The sequence below is a fragment of the Pseudonocardia sp. DxW genome (assembly GCF_058448985.1).
Genome location: NZ_JBZFLK010000002.1, coordinates 1 through 20447, shown reverse-complemented (window position 1 = coordinate 20447; position 20447 = coordinate 1). Strand labels below are relative to the sequence as shown.

General features: G+C 71.3%; 24 protein-coding genes and 1 pseudogene. 13 read left to right on the top strand and 12 right to left on the bottom strand.

The window, feature by feature from the left end:
* Nucleotides 1-9 precede the first annotated feature (9 nt).
* On the bottom strand, nucleotides 10-864 hold the full coding sequence (locus tag ACVJO7_RS02945) for an MlaE family ABC transporter permease (RefSeq protein ID WP_491671599.1): 855 nt from the start codon (nucleotides 862-864) through the stop codon (nucleotides 10-12).
* 188 nt (nucleotides 865-1052) lie between these two features.
* Nucleotides 1053-2246 (bottom strand): sensor histidine kinase, encoded by a 1194-nt coding sequence (locus ACVJO7_RS02940; RefSeq protein ID WP_491671598.1) that lies wholly within the window; start codon nucleotides 2244-2246, stop codon nucleotides 1053-1055.
* Between the two features lie 125 nt (nucleotides 2247-2371).
* Here ACVJO7_RS02940 and ACVJO7_RS02935 point away from each other — a divergent pair, with 125 nt between their 5' ends.
* Nucleotides 2372-2737: a hypothetical protein gene (locus ACVJO7_RS02935; RefSeq protein ID WP_491671597.1), complete on the top strand. Its 366-nt coding sequence runs from the start codon at nucleotides 2372-2374 to the stop codon at nucleotides 2735-2737.
* A gap of 88 nt (nucleotides 2738-2825) precedes the next feature.
* Here the strand turns inward: ACVJO7_RS02935 and ACVJO7_RS02930 are convergent, their stop codons facing one another.
* The 3 genes from ACVJO7_RS02930 to ACVJO7_RS02920 are packed head-to-tail and all read right to left on the bottom strand — an operon-like array spanning nucleotide 2826 to nucleotide 6451.
* Nucleotides 2826-4457 carry a long-chain fatty acid--CoA ligase gene (locus tag ACVJO7_RS02930; RefSeq protein WP_491671596.1) on the bottom strand — a complete coding sequence of 544 codons (1632 nt, stop codon included), beginning with the start codon at nucleotides 4455-4457 and terminating at the stop codon, nucleotides 2826-2828.
* A 31-nt stretch (nucleotides 4458-4488) separates the two neighbouring features.
* The gene (locus ACVJO7_RS02925; RefSeq protein ID WP_491671595.1) at nucleotides 4489-4899 is read right to left on the bottom strand and encodes an SCP2 sterol-binding domain-containing protein; all 411 of its coding nucleotides are present in this window, start codon (nucleotides 4897-4899) and stop codon (nucleotides 4489-4491) included.
* Nucleotides 4900-4951: 52 nt separating this feature from the next.
* Nucleotides 4952-6451 carry an aldehyde dehydrogenase family protein gene (locus ACVJO7_RS02920; RefSeq protein WP_491671594.1) on the bottom strand — a complete coding sequence of 500 codons (1500 nt, stop codon included), beginning with the start codon at nucleotides 6449-6451 and terminating at the stop codon, nucleotides 4952-4954.
* A 276-nt stretch (nucleotides 6452-6727) separates the two neighbouring features.
* Here ACVJO7_RS02920 and ACVJO7_RS02915 point away from each other — a divergent pair, with 276 nt between their 5' ends.
* The 6 genes from ACVJO7_RS02915 (at nucleotide 6728) to ACVJO7_RS02890 (ending at nucleotide 11683) form a co-directional block, all read left to right on the top strand.
* Complete coding sequence (locus ACVJO7_RS02915) at nucleotides 6728-7180, top strand: universal stress protein (protein WP_491671593.1); 453 nt, start codon at nucleotides 6728-6730, stop codon at nucleotides 7178-7180.
* Between the two features lie 28 nt (nucleotides 7181-7208).
* A complete protein-coding gene (locus tag ACVJO7_RS02910) occupies nucleotides 7209-8135 on the top strand; it encodes an ABC transporter ATP-binding protein (RefSeq protein WP_491671592.1) in 927 nt (308 codons plus the stop codon).
* A 399-nt stretch (nucleotides 8136-8534) separates the two neighbouring features.
* Complete coding sequence (locus tag ACVJO7_RS02905) at nucleotides 8535-9167, top strand: TetR/AcrR family transcriptional regulator (RefSeq protein ID WP_491671591.1); 633 nt, start codon at nucleotides 8535-8537, stop codon at nucleotides 9165-9167.
* Between the two features lie 129 nt (nucleotides 9168-9296).
* Nucleotides 9297-9863 (top strand): TetR/AcrR family transcriptional regulator, encoded by a 567-nt coding sequence (locus ACVJO7_RS02900; RefSeq protein WP_491671590.1) that lies wholly within the window; start codon nucleotides 9297-9299, stop codon nucleotides 9861-9863.
* A gap of 82 nt (nucleotides 9864-9945) precedes the next feature.
* Entirely contained in the window at nucleotides 9946-11091 is a 1146-nt protein-coding gene (locus ACVJO7_RS02895; protein WP_491671589.1) for an acyl-CoA dehydrogenase family protein, read from the top strand.
* A 157-nt stretch (nucleotides 11092-11248) separates the two neighbouring features.
* Nucleotides 11249-11683 (top strand): transposase, encoded by a 435-nt coding sequence (locus ACVJO7_RS02890; protein WP_491671926.1) that lies wholly within the window; start codon nucleotides 11249-11251, stop codon nucleotides 11681-11683.
* On the opposite strand, the gene istB is transcribed toward ACVJO7_RS02890, so the two are convergent.
* Both istB and istA read right to left on the bottom strand, forming a co-directional pair.
* On the bottom strand, nucleotides 11667-12452 hold the full coding sequence (istB, locus tag ACVJO7_RS02885; RefSeq protein WP_491671588.1) for an IS21-like element helper ATPase IstB: 786 nt from the start codon (nucleotides 12450-12452) through the stop codon (nucleotides 11667-11669). The two genes, ACVJO7_RS02890 and istB, sit on opposite strands and share 17 nt — an antisense overlap.
* On the bottom strand, nucleotides 12449-14005 hold the full coding sequence (gene istA, locus ACVJO7_RS02880) for an IS21 family transposase (RefSeq protein ID WP_491671587.1): 1557 nt from the start codon (nucleotides 14003-14005) through the stop codon (nucleotides 12449-12451). The genes istB and istA overlap by 4 nt, the downstream gene beginning before the upstream one ends.
* Nucleotides 14006-14117: 112 nt before the next feature.
* On the opposite strand from istA, the pseudogene ACVJO7_RS02875 reads away from it, so the two are divergent.
* A pseudogene (locus tag ACVJO7_RS02875) lies at nucleotides 14118-14699 on the top strand (transposase); the annotation flags it as partial.
* 95 nt (nucleotides 14700-14794) lie between these two features.
* Here ACVJO7_RS02875 and ACVJO7_RS02870 read toward each other — a convergent pair.
* Together ACVJO7_RS02870 and ACVJO7_RS02865 are read right to left on the bottom strand one after the other, a co-directional pair.
* Nucleotides 14795-15178, bottom strand: coding sequence for a TOTE conflict system archaeo-eukaryotic primase domain-containing protein (locus ACVJO7_RS02870; RefSeq protein ID WP_491671925.1), 384 nt, complete (start codon nucleotides 15176-15178; stop codon nucleotides 14795-14797).
* A 393-nt stretch (nucleotides 15179-15571) separates the two neighbouring features.
* Nucleotides 15572-15883 carry a hypothetical protein gene (locus ACVJO7_RS02865; RefSeq protein WP_491671586.1) on the bottom strand — a complete coding sequence of 104 codons (312 nt, stop codon included), beginning with the start codon at nucleotides 15881-15883 and terminating at the stop codon, nucleotides 15572-15574.
* Nucleotides 15884-16036: 153 nt separating this feature from the next.
* On the opposite strand from ACVJO7_RS02865, the gene ACVJO7_RS02860 reads away from it, so the two are divergent.
* The 4 genes from ACVJO7_RS02860 (at nucleotide 16037) to ACVJO7_RS02845 (ending at nucleotide 18325) form a co-directional block, all read left to right on the top strand.
* Entirely contained in the window at nucleotides 16037-16567 is a 531-nt protein-coding gene (locus tag ACVJO7_RS02860; RefSeq protein ID WP_491671585.1) for a hypothetical protein, read from the top strand.
* Nucleotides 16564-17010, top strand: a complete 447-nt coding sequence (locus ACVJO7_RS02855) for an SEC-C metal-binding domain-containing protein (protein WP_491671584.1) — start codon at nucleotides 16564-16566, stop codon at nucleotides 17008-17010. The genes ACVJO7_RS02860 and ACVJO7_RS02855 overlap by 4 nt, the downstream gene beginning before the upstream one ends.
* 156 nt (nucleotides 17011-17166) lie before the next feature.
* Complete coding sequence (locus ACVJO7_RS02850) at nucleotides 17167-17883, top strand: DUF433 domain-containing protein (RefSeq protein WP_491671583.1); 717 nt, start codon at nucleotides 17167-17169, stop codon at nucleotides 17881-17883.
* Nucleotides 17884-17887: 4 nt separating this feature from the next.
* Complete coding sequence (locus ACVJO7_RS02845) at nucleotides 17888-18325, top strand: PIN-like domain-containing protein (protein ID WP_491671582.1); 438 nt, start codon at nucleotides 17888-17890, stop codon at nucleotides 18323-18325.
* A gap of 60 nt (nucleotides 18326-18385) precedes the next feature.
* Here the strand turns inward: ACVJO7_RS02845 and ACVJO7_RS02840 are convergent, their stop codons facing one another.
* Genes ACVJO7_RS02840 through ACVJO7_RS02830 form a run of 3 tightly spaced genes read right to left on the bottom strand, consistent with a single transcriptional unit; the run spans nucleotide 18386 to nucleotide 19949 of the window.
* The gene (locus tag ACVJO7_RS02840) at nucleotides 18386-18661 is read right to left on the bottom strand and encodes a hypothetical protein (RefSeq protein WP_491671581.1); all 276 of its coding nucleotides are present in this window, start codon (nucleotides 18659-18661) and stop codon (nucleotides 18386-18388) included.
* Nucleotides 18658-19470: a recombinase family protein gene (locus tag ACVJO7_RS02835; RefSeq protein ID WP_491671924.1), complete on the bottom strand. Its 813-nt coding sequence runs from the start codon at nucleotides 19468-19470 to the stop codon at nucleotides 18658-18660. The genes ACVJO7_RS02840 and ACVJO7_RS02835 overlap by 4 nt, the downstream gene beginning before the upstream one ends.
* Complete coding sequence (locus ACVJO7_RS02830) at nucleotides 19407-19949, bottom strand: recombinase family protein (protein WP_491671580.1); 543 nt, start codon at nucleotides 19947-19949, stop codon at nucleotides 19407-19409. The genes ACVJO7_RS02835 and ACVJO7_RS02830 overlap by 64 nt, the downstream gene beginning before the upstream one ends.
* Before the next feature lie 275 nt (nucleotides 19950-20224).
* Between ACVJO7_RS02830 and ACVJO7_RS02825 the strand changes: the two genes are divergently transcribed.
* On the top strand, nucleotides 20225-20447 hold a 223-nt coding region (locus tag ACVJO7_RS02825), incomplete at its 3' end, for a helix-turn-helix domain-containing protein (protein ID WP_491671579.1).

Below are 20447 nucleotides of genomic sequence, written 5' to 3'. Positions count from 1 at the left end.
CGCGCTCCTCTACTTGTAGACCTGGATGTCGGGGTTCAGCCCGAGCAGGATCGTGGTGAACACCATGTTGAAGATCCAGATCGCGGCGAAGGCGATGACGACGGCCTGGTTCACCGCGTTGCCGACGCCGATCGGCCCGCCGCTGGCCTTGAGGCCCTTGTAGCAGCACACGACGCCGATGATCAGGCCGAAGAGGGCGGTCTTGACGACGCTTCCCCAGACGTCGGTCGTCGACAGGTTCGCGAAGAGGCTGTCGGCGAACGCCGCGGGGTTCGCCCCGAGGATCGGGACCGCCGCGATGTACCCACCGAGCAGGCCGAACAGGATGGCGGCCAGGTCGAGCAGGCCGGTCATGAAGAACAGCGCCACCACCCGCGGCAGGACCAGGGTGCGGATGGGGTCGACGCCGAGGACCTCCATGGCGTCGATCTCCTCACGGATGCGGCGTGCGCCGATGTCCGCGGTGATCGCCGTCCCGACGACACCGGCGACGACCATGGCGTTCACCCACGGTGCGAACTCCCGCACGCTCGCCATGACGAAGAACGAGCCGAGCCGCTCCGGGATACCGAAGAGGCTGAACAGGTTGCCGCCCTGCAGGCCGGGGGCTCCCAGGCCGAAAGCCGTGCACGACACCGCCATCGGGATCCAGCACAGCTTGAGGATGTCGAACATCTGGTCGCGCACCTCGCCCCAGTAGCCCAGGGGGTGCCGGACCGCCATCCAGAGCACCTGGAGCAGGAGCCGGGTCATCTCGCCGGCCTGCACCAGCGGGCCTTCCAGCCCCTTGAACGGGTTGCGCGGGAGGGAGATTCTGCGTCGTGCTGATTCCCGGGGAACCGGAACGACCGTAGGGGAACTCACGGTTGTCGTCCTTCCTGACGATCAGATGGAGGCATCGCGAGTGGGGGGCGGAACCCGCCGCAGGTTCGCGATCAAGAACCGTGATCCACGGTTACGATCGCCCGAATGGCCCAACGGGCGAGCGATGGGGGGGATACGGCGACGGATGGGGGGAACTAGCTCCCCCCATCCGGGGGGCCGCCCGTCGTTCAGCCCGCGGCGAGCGGGACCGCGACGCCCAGACGAAGCCCACGGAGCCGGGGGGCGCGGCTGACCCAGATCCGCCCGCCCAGGCGCGCGCACTCCTTGGCCAGGCTCGGGAGCCCGAAGGAGCGTCCCGGGACGGACCGCAGGATCCGCTGCACCTCGGCGACGTCCCCCGTCCCGTCGTCGTCGATCTCCACCGTCCACCAGGAGCCACCACGGCGAAGGTGCACGGCGACCTGGGTGGCTCGTCCGTGGTGACCGGCGTTGGCGACGCCTTCACGGACGGCCCGGACGAGCAGGTCGGCGAGGGTGAGGTCCGGCTCGGGTCCCTCACCCGACACGTCCAGGTCGGGAAGGGGACCGCCGGCCGCGTTGATCCCACCCAGCAGACCGCGCAGCCGGTCCACCACCGGTTCTCCGGGCCGCTGCGACCCCTGATCGTCCGGGACGCCACCGCTCGCGATCTCCACCAGTGCCGCCCGGAGTTGCCGCAGCGCGGTCCCGAGCCGGTCGGCCATCCGGTCGACGACGGCCACCGCCCCGTCGTCGAGGTCGGCGACGGCGCGCAGCTCGGCCACCTCCAGCGTGGCCGCGAACAGCTGCTGGGTGACCCCGTCGTGCAGCGCTGCCGCGATGCGGGACCGCTCCCGCAGCTCCTGCAGCGACACCGACCTCCGCAGCAGCAACGCCTGCTGGAACGCGAGCGCCGCGACCTCGGAGAGCTCCGCCAGCGTCGCCAGGTCCTCGGGGCCGGCCCGGAACGTCGACCTCGGGCCGCCGTCGCAGAAGACCACGCCGAGCAACCCGAGCCGGTCACTGCGCAGCTGCTGGGCGACGATCGGACCGTGCACGTCGAACAGGTCCAGGCAGTGCTGCGGCACGTGTGTGCCCACCTCGTGGGCCGGGATGCGGATCGGGTGGGCGGCGGCGGGCTCAGCCAGGATCCGGTAGTCCCCGACCGGCCCACCAGCCGCCGCCACCTTCTCACGATCCACGCCGTGGCTCGAGCGACCGCGCACCACACCTCGGACCGGGTCGATGTCGAGGATGACCGACCGGCGGAAGCCGGTGCGTTCGCACACGACGCGGGCCACGACGTCCAGCACGTCCGTCGGCTCGGTGGCGGAGAGGAACATACGGGTGAGCTCGATGCGGTCGATGCCCCGACCCGCGTCGGTCGAGTGCGTCGGTGCCATCACTCCCCCACTTCGGCAAGGACCCCTTCGGCGGGCTCCCGCACGCCGTTGTCGATCACCACTGTAGACTCGGTATGGTGAGGAACACAGCGGGTGCCGCCCCACACGGGCCGGGCGCGGCTCCCGTGGACGTGCCGACGGCGGTCCGTGCCGCGTCGACCGGCCTGTCGGTTCTGCTGCTGGGCGGCTTGATGACACCCCTCGGCCAGGCCGTGCCGGTGCTCGGACCGTTGTGGTTGTTGCTGGTCTCGGTCGTCGCCTTCGCCGCGGCGGGGAGCCGGGTCGGCGACGCGGGGCTCCCGCACGTGCACGGCGGCTGCGCCGCCTTCGGCAGCTTCCTGCTGGTCCTGCCGCTCGTGTTCTGGTTCCCGCCCGCGGGCACCGGCCTCGAGCCCGCCCAGATCGTGTCGGCCGCCGGAGCGGCGGTCGTCGTCGGAGCCGCCGCCGGGTACGTCGCCGGACGCCGGCGCGACCGCTCCGCGCCCGCCTGATCCGGTCCTCCTGGACGGGCCCGGCTGATCGGGCACCGCACCGACGAGTGCGCCGCCACCCGCTCCGGGTGGCGGCGCACTCGGGCGCTCAGCCCTCGACGTGGCCCTCGACCGCCAGCTCGCCGTCGCTGTACCGCTTGCGCAGAACCTTCTTGTCGTACTTGCCCGTCCCCGTCAGCGGCACCTCGTCGATGAAGCTGAACCGCTCGGGCAGCCACCACTTGGCGACCTTGTCCGACAGGTACTGCCGCAGCTCCTCCGGGCCGACCGTGGAGCCGGGACGCCGGACGACCGCCGCGAGCGGGCGCTCCTGCCACTTCTCGTCCGGTACCCCGATGACCGCCGCCGACTGGACGTCCGGGTGGCCGATCAGCTCGTTCTCGAGCTCGACCGACGAGATCCACTCCCCCCCGGACTTGATGACGTCCTTGGCCCGGTCGGTCAGCGTGATGAACTGCCGGGGGTCGATCAAGCCGACGTCACCCGTGCGGAGCCAGCCGTCGTGGAACTTCTCGGGGTCCTCGCCACCGTGGTAGGCGGCCGTCACCCAGGGGCCCCTGACCTCGAGCTCCCCCACCGACTTGCCGTCGTGCGGCAGCGCCGTGCCCTCGTCGTCGACGATCCGGGCCTCGACGCCCGCGACGACCCGTCCCTGGGTGCCGCGCAGGTGCATCGCCTCCTCGGGGGTCGCTGTCGCCGGAGGCAGGGCGACCGAGGCCAGCGGCGAGGTCTCGGTCATCCCCCACGCCTGGACGATCCGCACGCCGAGCTCGTCGAAGGCCTGCATCAGCGAACGCGGGACGGCGGAGCCGCCGCACGCCACGAACTTCAGCGAGCTGATGTCGTGGCCGGGGTTGTCCCGGAGGTGGTTGAGGATGTCGTTCCAGATGGTGGGTACGGCGCCCGACATCGTCGGCCGCTCGGACTCGATCATCTCCACCAGGGGCGCGGCCTGCAGGAAGGGACCGGGCAGCAGCAGCTGCGCGCCCGCCATCATGGCCGCGTAGGGCAGGCCCCAGGCGTTGGCGTGGAACATCGGCACGATCGCCAGGATCGTGTCGTCGTAGCTGACGCCGAGGGCGTTCCTCGTGCAGGCCGCCTGGGAGTGCAGCCACATCGAACGATGGCTGTAGACGACGCCCTTCGGGTTGCCGGTCGTGCCAGACGTATAGCACATCGCCGCCGCGGAGTTCTCGTCGACGTCGGGCCAGTCGAAGACGGGCGACTGCGCGGCGAGTACCTCGTCGTAGCGCAGCACCTCCTTGCCGTAGCCCTCCAGCGGCGCGAGGTCGCCGGATCCGGTCACGAGGACCGTGTGCACGGTCGCCATGTCGGGCAGCGCGCGGGCCAGGAGCGGCACCAGCGTGTCGTCCACGATCAGCACGCTGTCCTCGGCGTGGTTGGCGATGTAGGACAGCTGGTGCGGGGGCAGCCGCAGGTTGAGGGTGTGCAGTACCGCCCCCATCGAGGGGATGGCGGCGTACCCGTCGAGGTGCTCCTGGTTGCTCCACTGGAACGTCGCGACCCGCTGGTCGCCGTCGACCCCGAACCCGCGCAGCGCGTTCGCCAGACGCGCCGCGCGCTCGCCGAGCTCGGCATAGCTGGTCCGCCGCCGCCCCGGCGCGACGGCGGTGATCGTCTCTCGGGCCCCGTGGACGGTGGCCGCGTGCCGCAGCACGGACCCGACCGTGAGGGCGTAGCTCTGCATCGTGCTGAGCACGGCGTCTCCGTTCTCGTCGAACCCGGTCCGGTCAGGCGTTGACGAGGTCGTCGCGACCCGCCTCGGTGAGCATCTTCTCGTACTCCGGGAAGAGCTCCTTGGCGGTCGGGATCAGCTTGAGCAGCTTCGGCACCGGGCCCTTCGCGCGCACCGTGCCGCGGGCCATCGCCACCGAGAGGTTGACCTTGCCGAGCCAGAACCGGTTGCCGGTGTCGGCGGTCATGAACAGCTCGACGTTGGGCTCCTTGGTGCTGGCGGTGCCGGTCTCGACCTCCTTGTTCGGCATGTCGACCGTGATGGTCGCCTCGGGGTCGGTGTAGTGGATCCGCAGGACCACCCCGGACCCGGCGAGCTTGTCGGCCAGCCCGTCCTTCTTGGTCGCCAGCTCGAAGATGCCGCCGAGGTAGGTGTAGACCTCGGACTCGTCGGTGAACACGCCCATGTGCTTTCTCCTCCTGTGGTGGAACGGTGTGCGTCGCCGGTGAGGGTCGGCCTCAGTCGAGGCTGACCCACACCGACTTGGTCTGGGTGAAGCCGAGCAGCGACTCCTCGCCGAGGTCCCGCCCGTAGCCGGAGGCCTTGTAGCCGCCGAACGGGGCTGCCGGATCCAGCATGTTGTACTGGTTGATCCACACGGTGCCCGCCTGGAGCTGGTGGGCCACCCGGTGCGCGCGCGTGACGTCCGAGGTCCACAGGCCCGCGGCGAGGCCGTACTCGCTGTCGTTGGCGCGGCGGACGACCTCGGCCTCGTCGTCGAAGGGGAGCACGGTCAGCACCGGCCCGAAGATCTCCTCCCGGGCGATGCGCATGTCGTCACGCACGTCGCTGAAGATCGCGGGATTCAGGAAGTTGCCGGACGCGAGCTCGCCGCCCGGCCGGTCCCCCCCGCACACGAGCGTCGCGCCCTGGTCGCTCCCGGACCGGACGAACCCCTCCACCCGGTCGCGCTGGCCGCCCGAGATCAGCGGTCCCATCTCGGTCCCGTCGGCCAGGCCGTGCCCGAGCTGGATCGCCCTGGCCGCGGTCTCCAGCTCGGTGAGCAGGTCGTCGTGCACGCTGCGGTGGACGAACAGCCGCGACCCCGCGCAGCACACCTGCCCCTGGTTGAGGAAGATGCCGGTGAGCGCCCCCTGGGCAGCGCCCTCCAGGTCGGCGTCCGGGAAGACGATGTTCGCGGACTTGCCGCCCAGCTCGAGGGTCAGCTTCTTCAGGCTCGCCGCGCTGGCCGTCACGATCCGCTGCCCGGTCGCGGTGGACCCGGTGAAGGAGATCTTCGCGACGTCGGGGTGCTCGATGAGCGCCTGACCGGCCTCGTGCCCGTATCCGGTGACCAGGTTGACGACGCCGGGGGGCAGCCCGGCCTCGGTGATCAGCTCCACCAGCCGCAGCGCGCTCAGCGACGTCAGCTCCGAGGGCTTCAGCACGACGGTGTTCCCCGCGGCCAGGGCCGGGGCCAGCTTCCAGGAGGCGATCAGCAGCGGGAAGTTCCAGGGCACGATCAGCCCGACCACGCCGAGCGGCTCGCGACGGGTGTAGGCGAAGGAGTTGCCCACCGGGGGCGAGACCGGCAGCGTCTGCCCGCCGATCTTCGTGCACCAGCCGGCGTAGTAGCGCCAGATCTCGGCGGCGATGCCGACATCGAGGAACATCGACTCGGTGAGGGGCTTGCCGTTGTCGAGCGTCTCCAGGGTGGCGAGCTCGTCGGCGTGCTCCTCGATCAGTGCGGCCACGTCGAACAGGGCACGGGCCCGCCCCGCGGCGCTGAGGACCTGCCACGACCCGGCCGCCCGCGACGCCGCGGACACCGCCCGCTCGACGTCGGCAGCACCGCCCGCCGCGATGGAGGCCACCACCTCGCCGGTGGCCGGATCGTGGGTCTCGATGAGCCGGCCGTCCGCGGCGGGCCCCGGTTTGCCCGCGATGACGATGCTCTCGGTTGCCCGCGACAGCACGTCCCGCACGCCGTCGATCGCGTCGGACACCGCAGAGGTCATCGACTTGCTCCTCACTACATTGTGACCGGGACAACAACGCCGCGAAGTCTGCCCGATGCCGGGATGCTGGTGGACGGACGGCGCGGGCCATCGGTGGCCCGTGCGGGCCGATATCCCCGAGGGCCGCCGGGCCGGGCACCTGACGGGCCCGTTGGGCCGTGTGGCCTATCGCTGGGGTTGATCGGCTGACCCGTATGGCCCATGTAAATGACACACGGTAGCCTCCGCTCGCGGACAGTGACGAACACGTCCTGGGCAAGGTGACGGAGGATCGGCATGACCGGATACCGCTCGATCGTGGTGGGTACCGACGGGTCCGCGACGGCAGCGCTGGCGGTGCGGCGGGCGGCGCAGGTGGCGGCGGACGCGGGAGCCACGCTGGTGATCGTCTCGGCGTACACGCCGTCGACCCGCGAGGAGCAGGTCGGCGCGGAGGAGGCGCTGGGCGAGGAGGCGTTCCTCGTCCGCGGCTCCACCCCCGCCGAGGAGACCCTCGCCGTCGCCGCGGACGCGGCGAAGCAGGCCGGTGCGCGGGAGATCCGCACCCAACCGGTCGACGGCGCTCCGGTGGACGTCCTGCGCAAGGCGGTCGCCGACCACGCGGCCGACCTGCTCGTGGTGGGCAACCGCGGGCTGAACACGCTCAGCGGCCGGGTGCTGGGATCGGTGCCGTCGCACGTCGCCCGCACGGCGGGCTGCGACGTCCTGATCGTCCACACGTCGGACTAGCCGCGGCGACCGCGGCGAAGCCGCGCACGTGTCCGACCACCGCACCCCGCCGGACATCCGGTTCGAGGGCGTCTGCACCCGCCTCGGCGGCGAGATCGTGCACCATCGTCTGCGCGCGGAGTTCCCCGCCGGAGAGATCACCGTCCTGATGGGTCCCTCCGGCGCGGGCAAGACGACCCTGGTTCGCCACCTCGTCGGTCTCCTCCCCCCGGACTCCGGCACCGTCCTCGTCGGCGGCCGGTCGGTCTGGGACCTCGACCCGAAGCAGCTGGCGGCGATGCGCGAGGCGACGGGCGTGCTGCTGGGCGGCTCCACGCTGTTCGAGACGTCGGTGTTCGGGTCGCTGACGGTGTACGACAACGTCGCCGCGCCGCTGCGGCTGAGTGCGGCGGACGACGAGTTCGTGCACGCGACGGTCACGTGGTGGCTGCGGACCCTGGGGCTCGACGGGCACGCCGACCGGCTGCCCGCGGAGCTCTCCGCCCGGATGCGGCGGCGCATCGCACTGGGTGCCGCGATGGCCGGCGGCCGACCGCTCATCGTGCTCGACGACGTCGACCTCGGGCTCGACGCGCCCACCGCCGCGCGGGCGGTCGAAGCGATCCGAACGGCCCAGCGGCGCACCGGTGCCACCATGCTCGTCACCACGCACGACATCGCGCTCGCCAAGGCGCTCGACGGTCGCCTGGCCGTGCTGGCCCACGGCCGCATCGTGGCCAACGGGCCGGTCGGCGAGCTCCTCGCCGGCGTCGACGACGCGGAGGAGTTCGACCGCCGCTTCCACCAGCTGGACTGGCTCGGCCCGCCCTTGCCGTCGGATGACGAGCGGCGCTCGGGCCGCGTCCTGGAGTTCACCTTCGATCCGCACGTCCTGATGACAGGCGTCGTGGCGATGGCGCTCATCCTCGCCGCGGTGCTGGTCGCACGGGCGACCGGCTCCTTCTCCTTCCCGTGACCCCCTTGCCGTGACCCGGTCCTCCCCGACCGTGGCGTGGGCGGGGCCCGGGCACGATCCGGACGTCGACGGACCTACCGGGGCCCCGAGCGCGGCGGCGGCCGTTGCGGACCAGGCGTCGGCCAGCACGGCGTAGCGGTCGCGGGCCACGAGAACCTCGGGCCGGGGAAGCCGTCGCGCGACGCCGGCGGAACCGCCCGGAGCCGGCGGAACCGCGGGGGCCCGCCACGGGCCCGCCTCCATCGGCGTCCTTCCGTCGTCGCGTCGCACGGCAGGAGGCGCGGCACGGCGTCACACCCACACGCTCGAAGTGAGCGGCATCGACGTCGACGCCGGGGTTGTCCGGGCCGCACCCGCTCGGTCCGTCACGGGAGACCGCCCCGATCCCAGATCCGGACCATGATCGCGTCCAGTACGTTGACATCTCCGCCCGACGTGTCCAGGATAAGCAGAGTGGCCGGCCTCATCCAGCGCGCCCGGAACCTCTGGCGGGACGAGGTCCTGGACGAGGCGACCCGGCAACTGCTCGCCGAGGGATACCGGGGACTGCGGCTGCAGGACCTCGCCGACACCGTCGGCGCCAGCCGCCAGACCCTGTACAACGAGTTCGGCAGCAAGCGTGGCCTCGTCGCAGCGTTGGTGCTCCGGCTGACCGAGCGGTTCCTGCGCAGCGTCGAGGCCGCGCTGGGAAGCGAGGACGACCTGCATGCCGCATGGGTGGCAGCGGTTCGCCGCACCCTCGACACCGCCACGGCGGACCCCCTCCTCAAGGTCGTCCTCACCGGCCAGGGCAACGAGGAACTCCTCCCGCTGCTGACCACCGAGAGCGAGCCGCTCATCCAGATCGCCCGCGACCGTGCCGCAGCGTTCCTGCTGCGCCGCTGGCCGGAACTCGACCCCGCCGGAGCCGCCGCTGCCGCCGAGGTGGCGACCCGGCTGGCGATCAGCCACATCGTGGTGCCTCTCCACCCCGCCGATCACGTCGCCGACGAGATCGCCACCGTGGTCGTGCGGTTCCTCGACCCGGCGTGACCGAGCTCCGACCGCGCCGTCCGTCGCCGACGGATCACGAGCCCGACGGCACCGACGGCTACCATGACCCCGCTCGGTCGGGTCGGGGTGGAGCGGAGGTGCGTGGGATTGGCGGGGTTCCGGCGGGCCGTGTTGCTCGAGGTCGCGACGGAGCTCTTCGCGCGACAGGGCTATCACGCGGTCGGCATCGACGACATCGGCGCAGCCGCCGGAGTGACCGGACCGGCGATCTACCGCCATTTCCAGAACAAGCAGGCGATCCTCCAGGACCTGTGCAGCACGGCCATGTCCGAGCTGTTGACCGGGGCCCGCCGGGCCGCCCGCTCGGGCGGTGCCGAGCGCGAACTGCCTGAGCTGATCGCGATGCACGCGAGCTTCGCCGCCCGCCACCGCCGCCTGGTCGCGGTCTACGCCAGGGAGCACAGGTCGCTGTCACCGATCGCGCTCCGCGCACTGCGCCGCAGGCAGCGGGACTACGAGACCATCTGGACCGACGCCCTGCTCGCGGTCCGGCCCGGCCTCGGCGCGGCGCCGGCCCGCGGGGTGGTCACCGCCACGCTGTCCCTGCTCAACTCCGCCGCCCACATGCCCGTGGAGCTGGACGACGAGAGCGTCGAACGCCTGCTGAGCGCGGCCGCCGCGGCGGTCGTGCTGGCCGGACCGGCCGAACAGCTCACCAGGGACGCGGCCGGCTGAGCTCGGCCCCGGCGCAGCGGCGGCGTGCGGCGATCCTCATCAGGAAGACCCCTCGACGAGCGACGCGACCTCGGGAGCGCCCATGCACTACGCCTTCAGCGACGACCAGGAGGCGTTCCGCCGCGAGCTCGCCGCGTTCGCCGGGCGACACCTCGCACCGCACTACCGGTCCGACGACCGGGCCGGCCGGATGCGGCCCACGTTGCCCAAGGAGATGGCAGCGGTCGGTCTGACCGGGATGCGGGTCCCGGAGCGCTTCGGCGGCCAGGAGGCCGACGCGGTCACGACCGGCATGGCCGCGGAGGAGATCTCGCGGGCGGACGTCAACGCCTGCTACGTCCTGCTGGTCGCGGCGCTGAACGCCGACATCCTCGTGCACAGCGCCCGCGAGGATCAGCTGGCCCGCTGGCTGCCGCCGATCGCCGACGGCTCGGCGCTCTCCGCGCTGCTGCTCACCGAACCGGAGCACGGTTCGGACGCTGCCAACCTGTCGCTGCGCGCGGTGCCCGAGGGCGACGGGTGGCGGCTGGCCGGGGAGAAGACCTCCATCTCGATGGGGATGCTCGCCGACACCGGCGTGGTCTTCGCCCGCACCGGCGGCGAGGGCGCCCGCGGCATCAGCGCGTTCTACGTGCACCTGAACGACGAGCGGGTGGCCCGCACCGCTCTCGACGACCACGGCGGCCGGGCCGTCGGACGTGCCTCGCTGCACTTCGACGGCCTGCCGGTGGGGCGCGACGACCTGATCGGCGAGGAGGGTGCCGGCTTCGTCTCGGTGATGCAGGGGTTCGACTACTCCCGCGCGGTCATCGGCCTGATGTGCGTCGGGGTCGCCCAGGCCGCGCTTGACGACGCACTCGAGTACGCCCGGACCCGGGAGGCGTTCGGCGGTCCCATCGGGCGCAACCAGGGCGTCGCCTTCCCGCTGGTCGAACAGGCCACGCGGCTGGCCGGGGCCCGACACATCTGCTACGAGGCGCTGTGGCGCAAGGACCAGGGACTGGAGCACTCGGTCGCGGCGAACATGGCCAAGTGGTTCGCGCCGAAGACGGCGGGCGAGGCCGTGCACCAGGCGCTGCTGACCTTCGGGCACGCCGGCTGGGGCAGCGACAGCCCGCAGGGGCAGCGCCTGCGCGACGTGATGGCGTTCGAGATCGCCGACGGGACCGCGCAGGTCGCCAAGTTGGTCGTCGCCCGGCACCTGCTCGGCCGCAGCTTCGCGCCCTGAGCCGGCGGCAGGTGCTCAGCTTGATCTTTAACCTCGCACGGCGAGGCAATCCGGTTTGCGCTGCTCGTGCGGCGTGTCGTCGCGACACGGCGCGGCCACCGCTTGATCCTCTTCGGGTTCCTTCCACAGAACGTCGAAGACGAGAGCGGTGGCCGCGATGGTCAGTGTCGCGCGGGCCGGGATCAGGGGTGACGACGACACCCCGGCTCGGCGGGGTGATCTTGCCCGGTTCCGGCAGGAGTTCTACATGTCGTTGACCGCGCGCGCGGATGCGTTGTTCGAGCTGACCGACGCGGTGCTGTGCCTCGACGGTCCGGTCCGCTCGCTGGTCGATCTGACCTTGGTGGCCGAGCACCGCCGGGGGCACGGCGCGATGTACGACGCGCTCAACCACGGCCATGTGGAACCGGAGCGGATCCGCCGGTCTCTGGCCTGTCTGCCGCTGCCCAGAACGGTCGACGGGTGTCAATGGCCAGTTGGATCTCCCCGCTGGCGGCCAGAAGTTCTCCCCACTGGTGGCCAGATGTTTCTCCCCGACGGCGGCCAGATAAGTCCCCGCCCTCGGTCGTGCTCGGTCAGTTCAAGGCGGTGACTCCCTTGCCGGAGGTGGCTTGTGCGAGCCGGTAGCTGTCACCGTCGGTGACGACGATGTGGGCGTGGTGCAGGAGCCGGTCGACCGTGGCGGTGGCCAGGGTCTTGGGCATGATCTCGTCGAACCCCGACGGATGAAGGTTCGAGCTGACCGCGAGGGATCGTCGTTCGTAGGCGGCGTCGACGAGCCGATAGAACCCCTCCGCGGCGTCCGGGGAGACGGGCAGCAGCCCGATGTCGTCGACGATGATCAGGTCGGTGCGGATCAGCCTGGCCAGTGCGCGGGTGATGCTGTCGTCGGCGCGGTGGCGGCGCACGAGTGCGCCGAGGTCTTCGATGGTGAACCAGGCCACTGTCATCCCGGCCTCGACCGCGGCCTGACCGAGCGCCTCGCAGAAGTGGGACTTCCCGGTCCCGGACGGCCCGCAGATGCACACGTTCTCCCGCCGCCCCACCCACTCCAGCGAGGTCAGCGCGTCCTGGGTGGGGCGCGGGATGCAGGACGCGGCGGCGTCCCAGTCGTGCAACGTCTTGCCGGCCGGGAACCCCGCTCGCTGGCGGCGGGTGCGCAGGTTCGTGGCGTCACGGCCGGCGGCCTCCTCGGCGAGCAGGACCCGGACGAGCTCGGCGTGGTCCCAGCGCTGTGCCCGCGCGGTCGGGACGAGCTCGACGAGGTGACGGCGGATGTGGGGCAGCTTGAGCCGCCGAGTGAGCGCGACGGCCTCGGCGAGCGGGTCCCCGCCCGAGGCTGCGACGGATCCGGTGCTCATGACGGTTCCCCTGCCGGGTCGAGCCCTGCCGGGTCCGGATCGGGATCGGGTGGCGCGGTGAGCCCGAACCCGGACCAGGCCGAGGTGCCGGGTTGCAGGCTGTGGGTCTCACTCGCCCGAACCGTCGGCTTGTTGATATCGCGCCCGGCCTGGTGGGCCAGGATGCGCAGCACGTCGTTCTCGGCGAACCGGCCCGCGACCGCCGCCGTCCCGAGCGCGCGATCGACCTCGCCGGGTGGGTGCAGCTTGGCCAGCGCGACCGCTTCGGCCATCTTCCGCCGGACCCCTCTGGCCCCGGCGCCGGCGGCCTCGACCAGCCAGGACGTCGCGCCCGGGCCCAGCGCGAGGAACTCGGTCTCCGCGGCGCTGCCCGCCCGCGGAGTGCGTTCCCCGGCGGCGTTCGCTGCGGCGGTGGGCGGCGGGTAGTGCTCCGCCCGGATCGAGGGAGTGCCTGGTGTCGAGCGGGCGTGGCGGGCGACCTCACCCGGCCCGGTCTCGCCGACGGCGGTGATCACCAGGTCATCGCCGTGGAACCTCACCCAGACCCGGGTGTCGACCAGCTGGTGCGGGACGGAGTAGCGCACCCCCTCGACCGAGACGGTGGCATCCCAGTTCACCCGCCGCGTCGTCCCGAACGCGACCGTGAACGGCTGGCCCGGCAGCGGATGCAGCCGCGTGCGTTCCTCGGCCAGCGCCTCGACCGGAGCGCGACGGGTCTCCCGGTGCGCCCGCGTGTTGACCTGCTCGCAGAACTCCCGACACGCCGTCTCCAGCTGGGAGAACGTGCGGTACTCCTGCAGCAGGTTCGCCGCCGTGGGGACCAGGTCGGCCTTCGCGATCCGCACCGTCGCCTCCGACCCGCCCTTGGACTGCGGGTCCGCCGGCACACACGTGCGGATCGTCATCCCGTAGTGCCGTCCGACCGCGACGATCTCCGGGTGCCGCACCGCGATCCCGGCGACATGATCGACCGAGACGGTGCGCTCGTTGTCGGTCAGCGCGTAAGTCGGGACCCCGCCCAGGCGGCGCAGGGTGATGTCCATGCAGGCCACAATCGTCGGCAGGGTGCGGTCCCAGACCGCGAGCACAACCCGGAACCTCGACCACGCCAACCACGCGCACCACAGAGACGTGCGGCGCCCGTTCACCCGCGGACCCTCGGCCCAGTCCCACTGCAGCCACAGACCCGGCTCGACCACCCATGGCCGGAACACCCGGCGCTGCCCCGCGCGGAGCCGGGCCTTGACCTCCGCGACGGTGCGCCGCGTGGTGCGCTCACCGCCGGTGAAGCCCATCGCCGCGATCCGCTCGTGCACCACGTCGGCCCGCACACGCCCGTCCGAGCGCACGACCAACTCCTCGATCTTGTCCAGGTACTCGTCGATCGGCCGGGCCCGGTGCTCCCGGGCCACCGGTGGCTGACCGGCCTCGCGCAGCGCGACATACCGGGCGACGGTGTGGTGATCACAGCCCGCCAACTCCGCGGCGGCGCGGTAACTCCCCGTGAGGTCGAACGCCTCCAAGATCTCCATGATCTCCTCGTCTCGCTTCACCGGCAGACCCTCGCCACCGGCATCGGATGCTTGATCACCGGGGAGATATCTGGCCGCCAGCGGGGAGAACACTGGCCGTCACCGGGGCGGTAAATGGCCGCCTACGGGGAGTTTGGACTGGCCGCTGTCAGACGGGCGGCTCGTGCTCGCGGTGGACGTCAGCCCGTGGCTGCGCTCGGACGCACCGACCAGCGCCGAGAGGTTGTTCTGTCACGTCTACGGCCGCGGGAAGGGCCAGGCCCAGATGATCCCGGGCTGGCCGTACTCCTTCGTCGCCGCGCTGGAGCCCGGCCGCACCTGCTGGACCGCCCTGCTGGATGCGGTCCGGCTCGGGCCCGCCGATGACGCCACCGCGGTGACTGCCCGGCAGCTGCGCGCTGTCATCACCCGGCTGACCACGGCCGGGCACTGGCACGAGGGCGACCCGAACATGCTGATCGTGATGGACTCCGGCTACGACGTGACCCGGTTGGCGTTCGTCCTGGCCGATCTCCCCGTCGACGTCCTCGGCCGGATCCGCTCCGACCGGGTACTGCGCCTGCCCAAGCCGCCCCGGCTCCCCGGCACCGTCGGTCGTCCGCCCAAGCATGGACCGGAGTTCGCCCTGAGTACCCCGGCCACCTGGCCCGAGCCGGCGCACACCACGATCACCGAGACCACCCGCTACCGGACCGCGACCGCCTCCAGCTGGGACCGGGTCCATCCCCGGCTCACCCACCGTGGGTGCTGGCTGGACCACGACGGCGCCCTACCGGTCATCGAGGGCACCCTGATCCGACTGCACGTCGATCACCTGCCCGGGGACCGTGACCCGAAGCCGGTGTGGCTGTGGTCCTCGACCACCGACGCCACCACCGCAGAGATCGACCGGTGCTGGCAGGCGTTCCTGCGCCGATTCGATCTCGAGCACACCTTCCGGCTGGCCCGCTCACCACCACGTTTCTCTAGGCGATTCACGGCCCGGCAGCCGACCGCACCGCCCTGACCTCGGGCTTCACACCGCCAAGGTCTCCAGACAAGCCGAATTACGCGGAACGCGGGCTCGACCGCAGGCGACCACCCCGAACGGCCCGTCCGCGCGTTGTCCCACCTGATCGCGTACACGTCGGTGCGGGCGGCGAACAGCGTGCGGAAGAACCGGACCTTGTCCGGCCCGGTCGACGACGCCGTCACCGGACCGGGCTGGTCGAGGAACAGCCCCGTCTGCGCGGCAGCGGGAAGGCGCGCCTGCTCGGGCGTCAGGTCCAGCAGCCGTCGCAGCCGCGCGTTCTCCGCGCGCAACGCCGCTACCTCGGCCTCGGGCGAGGACGATGCTGAGCTCGTCACGGCCCGGCGTACCCGAGCCGTTCAAAATGCGCCCGGGTCGACACCCCGCGCCGTCCAGCACCCTGGCTCGCCAGCACCACCCGCACCGGCCTCCACATCTTCGACAGCCGCTGAACCTTGACACAAGAACCGCAGCGGGGCGACCGTGCTCCACACCGTGCCGACCACACACGCCGACCCGCGGTCGCCCGGGGATCAGCCCTCCGGAAGGCCGACGACCAGGCCGCGTCCGGCGGCGGATCACCTTGCCCAGCGCCGGTACGCCTCGATCCACTGGGCACCGGGCGGAGGCGGCGTCGGCAGCGGGAGGTCCAACACCAGGATCGCCTGACGGATCCCGCCGCGCGAGCAGCGGGCGAGGATGTGCCCACGACCAGTCAGATCGAGGTCCTCGACGGTGACTGCGACTCCAAGCACGGTCGTCTGGAACGGCACGGCGAGCTCGTCGACCATCACGCTGTAGAGGCCGGTGACCTGCTCGTGCTCGTCGTAGCAGTCGACGGTGGCCTCCGCGATCAGCGCGTCGAGCTCGGCCACACTGAGTCCGCTCATCGCGGGAGGGTACCGACCGCGGACCGGTGCCCGGTGGGGTGGCGCGAGCACCGGCCTCGGTATCGTCGCGGCCCGCGGAAGGTCGCCGCGAGAACCGACCGCCGCAGTCGAGCCACAGCGGGTGGAGGATCCGTGCCAGCACGATCACCGGCAGTGAACGCCCTGTCCCCGGTGGAGAAGGCTGAGCTGCTCGACGCTCTGCTCACCGCGCGACCCGAACTGCGAGGGCAAGCCGAGGAGCTCGCAACCCGGCGGCTCTCACAGGTGGACCCGACCGGGGTCGCCGACGGCGTGGAGTCAGCGCTGCGATTCGTGGAGATCGACGAACTCAACGGCCGGGCGGGACACCGACCGGGTATCGGCTACTTGCATCCGGTGGACGCCGCCGCCGAGATCCTCGACGAACTGCTGCAGCCGTTCCTCGACGATCTGCAGCGGCACGCACGGCTGGGCATGACGGTCGCCGCCACGGAGGTGGCGGTGGGCATCCTGCATGGCCTGTACCGATGCCGGGACGGCGGCTCGGAGTCCCTGCTCGAGTACTCGCCCGACTTCGCGGACGAGCGAGCAGAGCAGATCGTGCGGCAGTGCCGCGCTCTGGCGGTGCACCTTCCGGTCGCCGACCTCGTCGATGCCCTGCCGGGTTGGGAACCACTGTTCGGTCACGGATGGTCGATGCGATGAGTGAGGCAGGCTGGTCCCCCGCCGGCAGCGACGGCACCTACCAGTACGCGACAGCGGCCCTCTCGGTGTTCTGGCCCGAGGAGCAGTTCCGCATCCTGGTAGCGCGATGGCCGCACCTGGCCGCTCGCGTGGGCGCGACGTGGGACGAGCACCGCCGCCGTGTCGAGCAGCACCGCGCGTTCCTGGACCAGGAGGGACTGCGCTTCCAACAGCTACCTGGAGACGTGTCCAGTTTAGTGACCTTCCTCGCCGCGCGGAAGGTCACGAAACCCGGTGACGACGACCTCAACGCCTACCCGGACCTGCGCACCGTCACGACCCCGATGACGGCGTGGCCGCCGGCACGAACCGCGCCGTGCTGGTGCGGCTCGGGACGCAAGTACAAGCAGTGCTGCCGCCGGTACGGGCTCGGCACCCTGGTCGTCGGCAACATCAGGACTTGAGGCCGTCGCGCAGGTGGCCGTCGCTGATCGATCAGCCTGCCCATCCTCCGGTGACTCCGCCCGGGGATCGAACGACGGCACTTGAGTGCCCGCGGCCGCTCGTATGTCCTCGGCGACCCCGGTAAGCCCCGATAGTGTGTGGAAGGAGGAGGCAGCATGACGATCGTGGCGGATGAAGCGGAGGAGTACCGGATCCCGCTCTACACGCAGCCGCAGGCTGCGCAGATCATCGACGTGCGCCCAGAGACCCTGCGCAACTGGGCGCGCGGATACGCCTACAAGACCCTCGGCGGGGTCGTCGAAGCGTTCCCGATGATCACCACCACGCGCAGCGGCAGCGGGCGGGCGCCATCAGTCCCCTTCCTCGGCCTCGCCGAGGCATACGTACTCGCGGCATTTCGAGCGGCAGGCGTCCCGATGCAGCGGATCCGCCCGGCGATCCAATGGCTCGACGAACACATCGGGCTTCCCGCAGCATTGGCGAGCGAGCGCCTCAAGACCGACGGCGCGGAGATCCTCTACGACTTCAGCCGGCAGTCCGCTGCTACCGACGATCGGGTCGTGGACGACATCGGCGACCTGGTCGTGGTCCGCAACCAACAGCGGGTCTTCGCCCCACTCGTGAGCCGTTATCTGCAGACGATCTCGTACCGAAACGGCTACGTGGAGCTCATCCGGTTGCCCCGATACGAGCAGGTGGAGGTCACCATCGACCCCCGGATCAACTCGGGAAGGCCGACCATCGCCCGGCGCGGCCTGCGTGTCGCCGACGTCGTGTCCCGGCTTGCCGCGGGTGAACCCGCCGCGCAGGTCGCGGCGGACTACGCCCTGACCACCGACGAGGTCCGGGCGCTGGTCGCCACGCGGATGTGATCTGATGCCGACTGCGGCCGTCGACGAACCGCGGTTCTTCCTCGACCGCGGCCTCGGGTCACAGATCGTGCCGACCACCCTACGAGCCCGGGGATGGTCCCTCACCACGATGGACGAGCGGTACGGCACGGATCGGAGCCAAGCCGTCGGCGACGAGGAGTGGATCTCGGACGCAGCCGTCCGGGGAGAGATCCTGCTGTGCAAGGACCGAGCCGTCGCTCGCAATGTCGCTGAGGCCAGGGCCATCTACATGCACGACGCCCGGGTGTTCGCCCTCGCCCGGGCCGACCTCACCGGGCCGGCGATGGCTGCACTGCTCCTGGACGCAGAGCAACGCCTTCTCCGGATGGCTGTTCGCGCCCGAGGCCCATACGTGGTGTCCATCTCCCCGAACGGCCTGACCCGCCTCCGACTCGCCTATCCGTTGCCCGGCGGCCGGTAGCACCGAGACAGGTTGATCTACTCGGAAAGCAGCAGGTCAGCGCGGTGCAAGACGGTGGGGTTATGGTGCAACTCGGTCCTCGGACACACTCACTGTCCACACGGGGCGGGTCGTCAGGATGCCGGCCCGCTCTTCCGGCTCATAGCGCACCGACAGGTCGAGTTCCCGGTACAGCCGCGCAACGCTCGTCGGGTCTGCTCCGGCAAGCACTCCGCCGACGTCGCCGAGTGAGTCGATCATCGCGTACACCTCGGCCCGGTCGAGCACCGTGCGCGACCGCGCCGCCGCGCCGATCTTCGCCTGTGCCGCGACACGATCGGCCTGCGCGGTGTTCAACGCCTCCACCACCGCAGCCGGATCGGCCCCGGACCCGATCGCGTCCTGAAACCGGCGGATGCGCCGATTGGCATCCGCCCGACGGTCCTTCGCCTCCGCGACATCCGCCGACGGGACACCGGGCCTCTGGTCGCCACCAGGGAATTCACCGTGGCATCGAGGTTGTGCGGTGCGAACAATCCTCCGATCCACTTGTTGATGACCGGGACGACGTGGTCCTCACGCAGGTTCACCGTCGGTGGATGAGCGGCCAGCGCGGCGGCACCAGGCGCCATCGTCCGCGACGTGCACCGGTAGTACAGGCGGCTCCGGACCGCCTCTCCCTGCATCCGACGCGAGCACGCCCCGCACCGGACCGGGCCACGCAGGAGGTAGGTGTTCTTGGGCGCCGGGCGCGGGCCGCGTTCGCTGCGCCGGGCCGACGCCAGTCCCCCAGCGCTCTTGCCGCGCCGCTTCATCTGCACCGCCGTGAACGTCTCCACCGACACGATCGCCGGATGCGCCGGCCGCCGGGAACGCACGATCCGATCCGCCGGCGCCCGCCGGGACCGGGTCACATGTCCGGCCGCGACGTCGTCGGGGTCGAGCAGGGTCTCGTGCCGCGCCCAGCGTCCGAAGATGGCGTATCCGGTGTAGCGGGGGTTGTCGAGGATCGCCCGCACGGTGCTGCCCTGCCAACCGTCCGCGAGTCGGTGCCGGTTCTGCTCCGGGCGCCGGGCCGACGGACACGGCACACCGTCCCGGTTCAGCGTCGTCGCGATGGCGCGCTCACCGAGACCGTCGAGGTAGGCCGCGAAGATCCTCCGCACCACCTCGGCCGACGGCTCGTCGACCGTGAGCACCCGCAGCCGGAACCCCTCGGCGCCTTGCGCGGGTTCGGATGCGGGCCACCATCAGCGGTCACGTAGCCGTACGGGGCCCGGCCACCCTGATGCCGTCCCTCGTTGACGACCTGCGTGTCCATCGCCGCTCGTACCCGGGCCTGCACGTGCTGACGCTCGGACTCCGACATCCCGCCGAGCACGTTCATCAACATCGTGTGCGAGGCGTTGCGCGGATCGAACTTCCCACCCAGCTCCGGCACCCACAGGTCCACCCCGTAGGCGGCGAACCGCGGCGCGATGAGCGAGAACTGGTTCCCGAACCAACACCGGGTGCCCTCCCCCACCACGACCGCGTTCCAGGTCCGTCCCGGGTTCTTCAAGGCCGCGAGCAGCCGGGACGCATCCCGGCGTCGGTCCCAGGGCACCGAGCGCGACTGTCCGACGTCGAAGAACTCAGCACTCATCCGGCCACCGAACGGCTCCACGAACTTCTGCGCGTTGCCCAACCGCCAGCCACGCGACGTCGCCGGGTCCTGGTTGTCCTCGGTCGAGGGGCCTGTCTCGTGATCGATGTTTCGGCGTCGTTGCTCAGTGAGCCTATGCCAACCTGATGGACGAGCAGGTCAGCTGGCATGCGGCGTGGCGTGACCTCGAATGAGTGAAGCTCCTGGTAGACGGGCGATTGCCTAGATCAATCCGCCTGACCAGGAGCTTCAGAGTGTTGTCCTACCCGTCCGGGATGACCGTGTCCAGCCGCGCGCTCGGCCTGCTTGCCGACGTGCTGCGCGCGCACCACAACCAGCGGGCGGCCCGCTGGCGCAAGCTCTCCGCCGGCCGCCAGGCCCTGCTGGTTGTGGCCAATCTGCGCAAGGGCGAGACCTATGCCGACCTCGCCTGTGGGTTCGAGATCGGCACGTCGACGGTCTACCGGTACGTGCGGGAGGCACTCGCCCTGCTCGCGG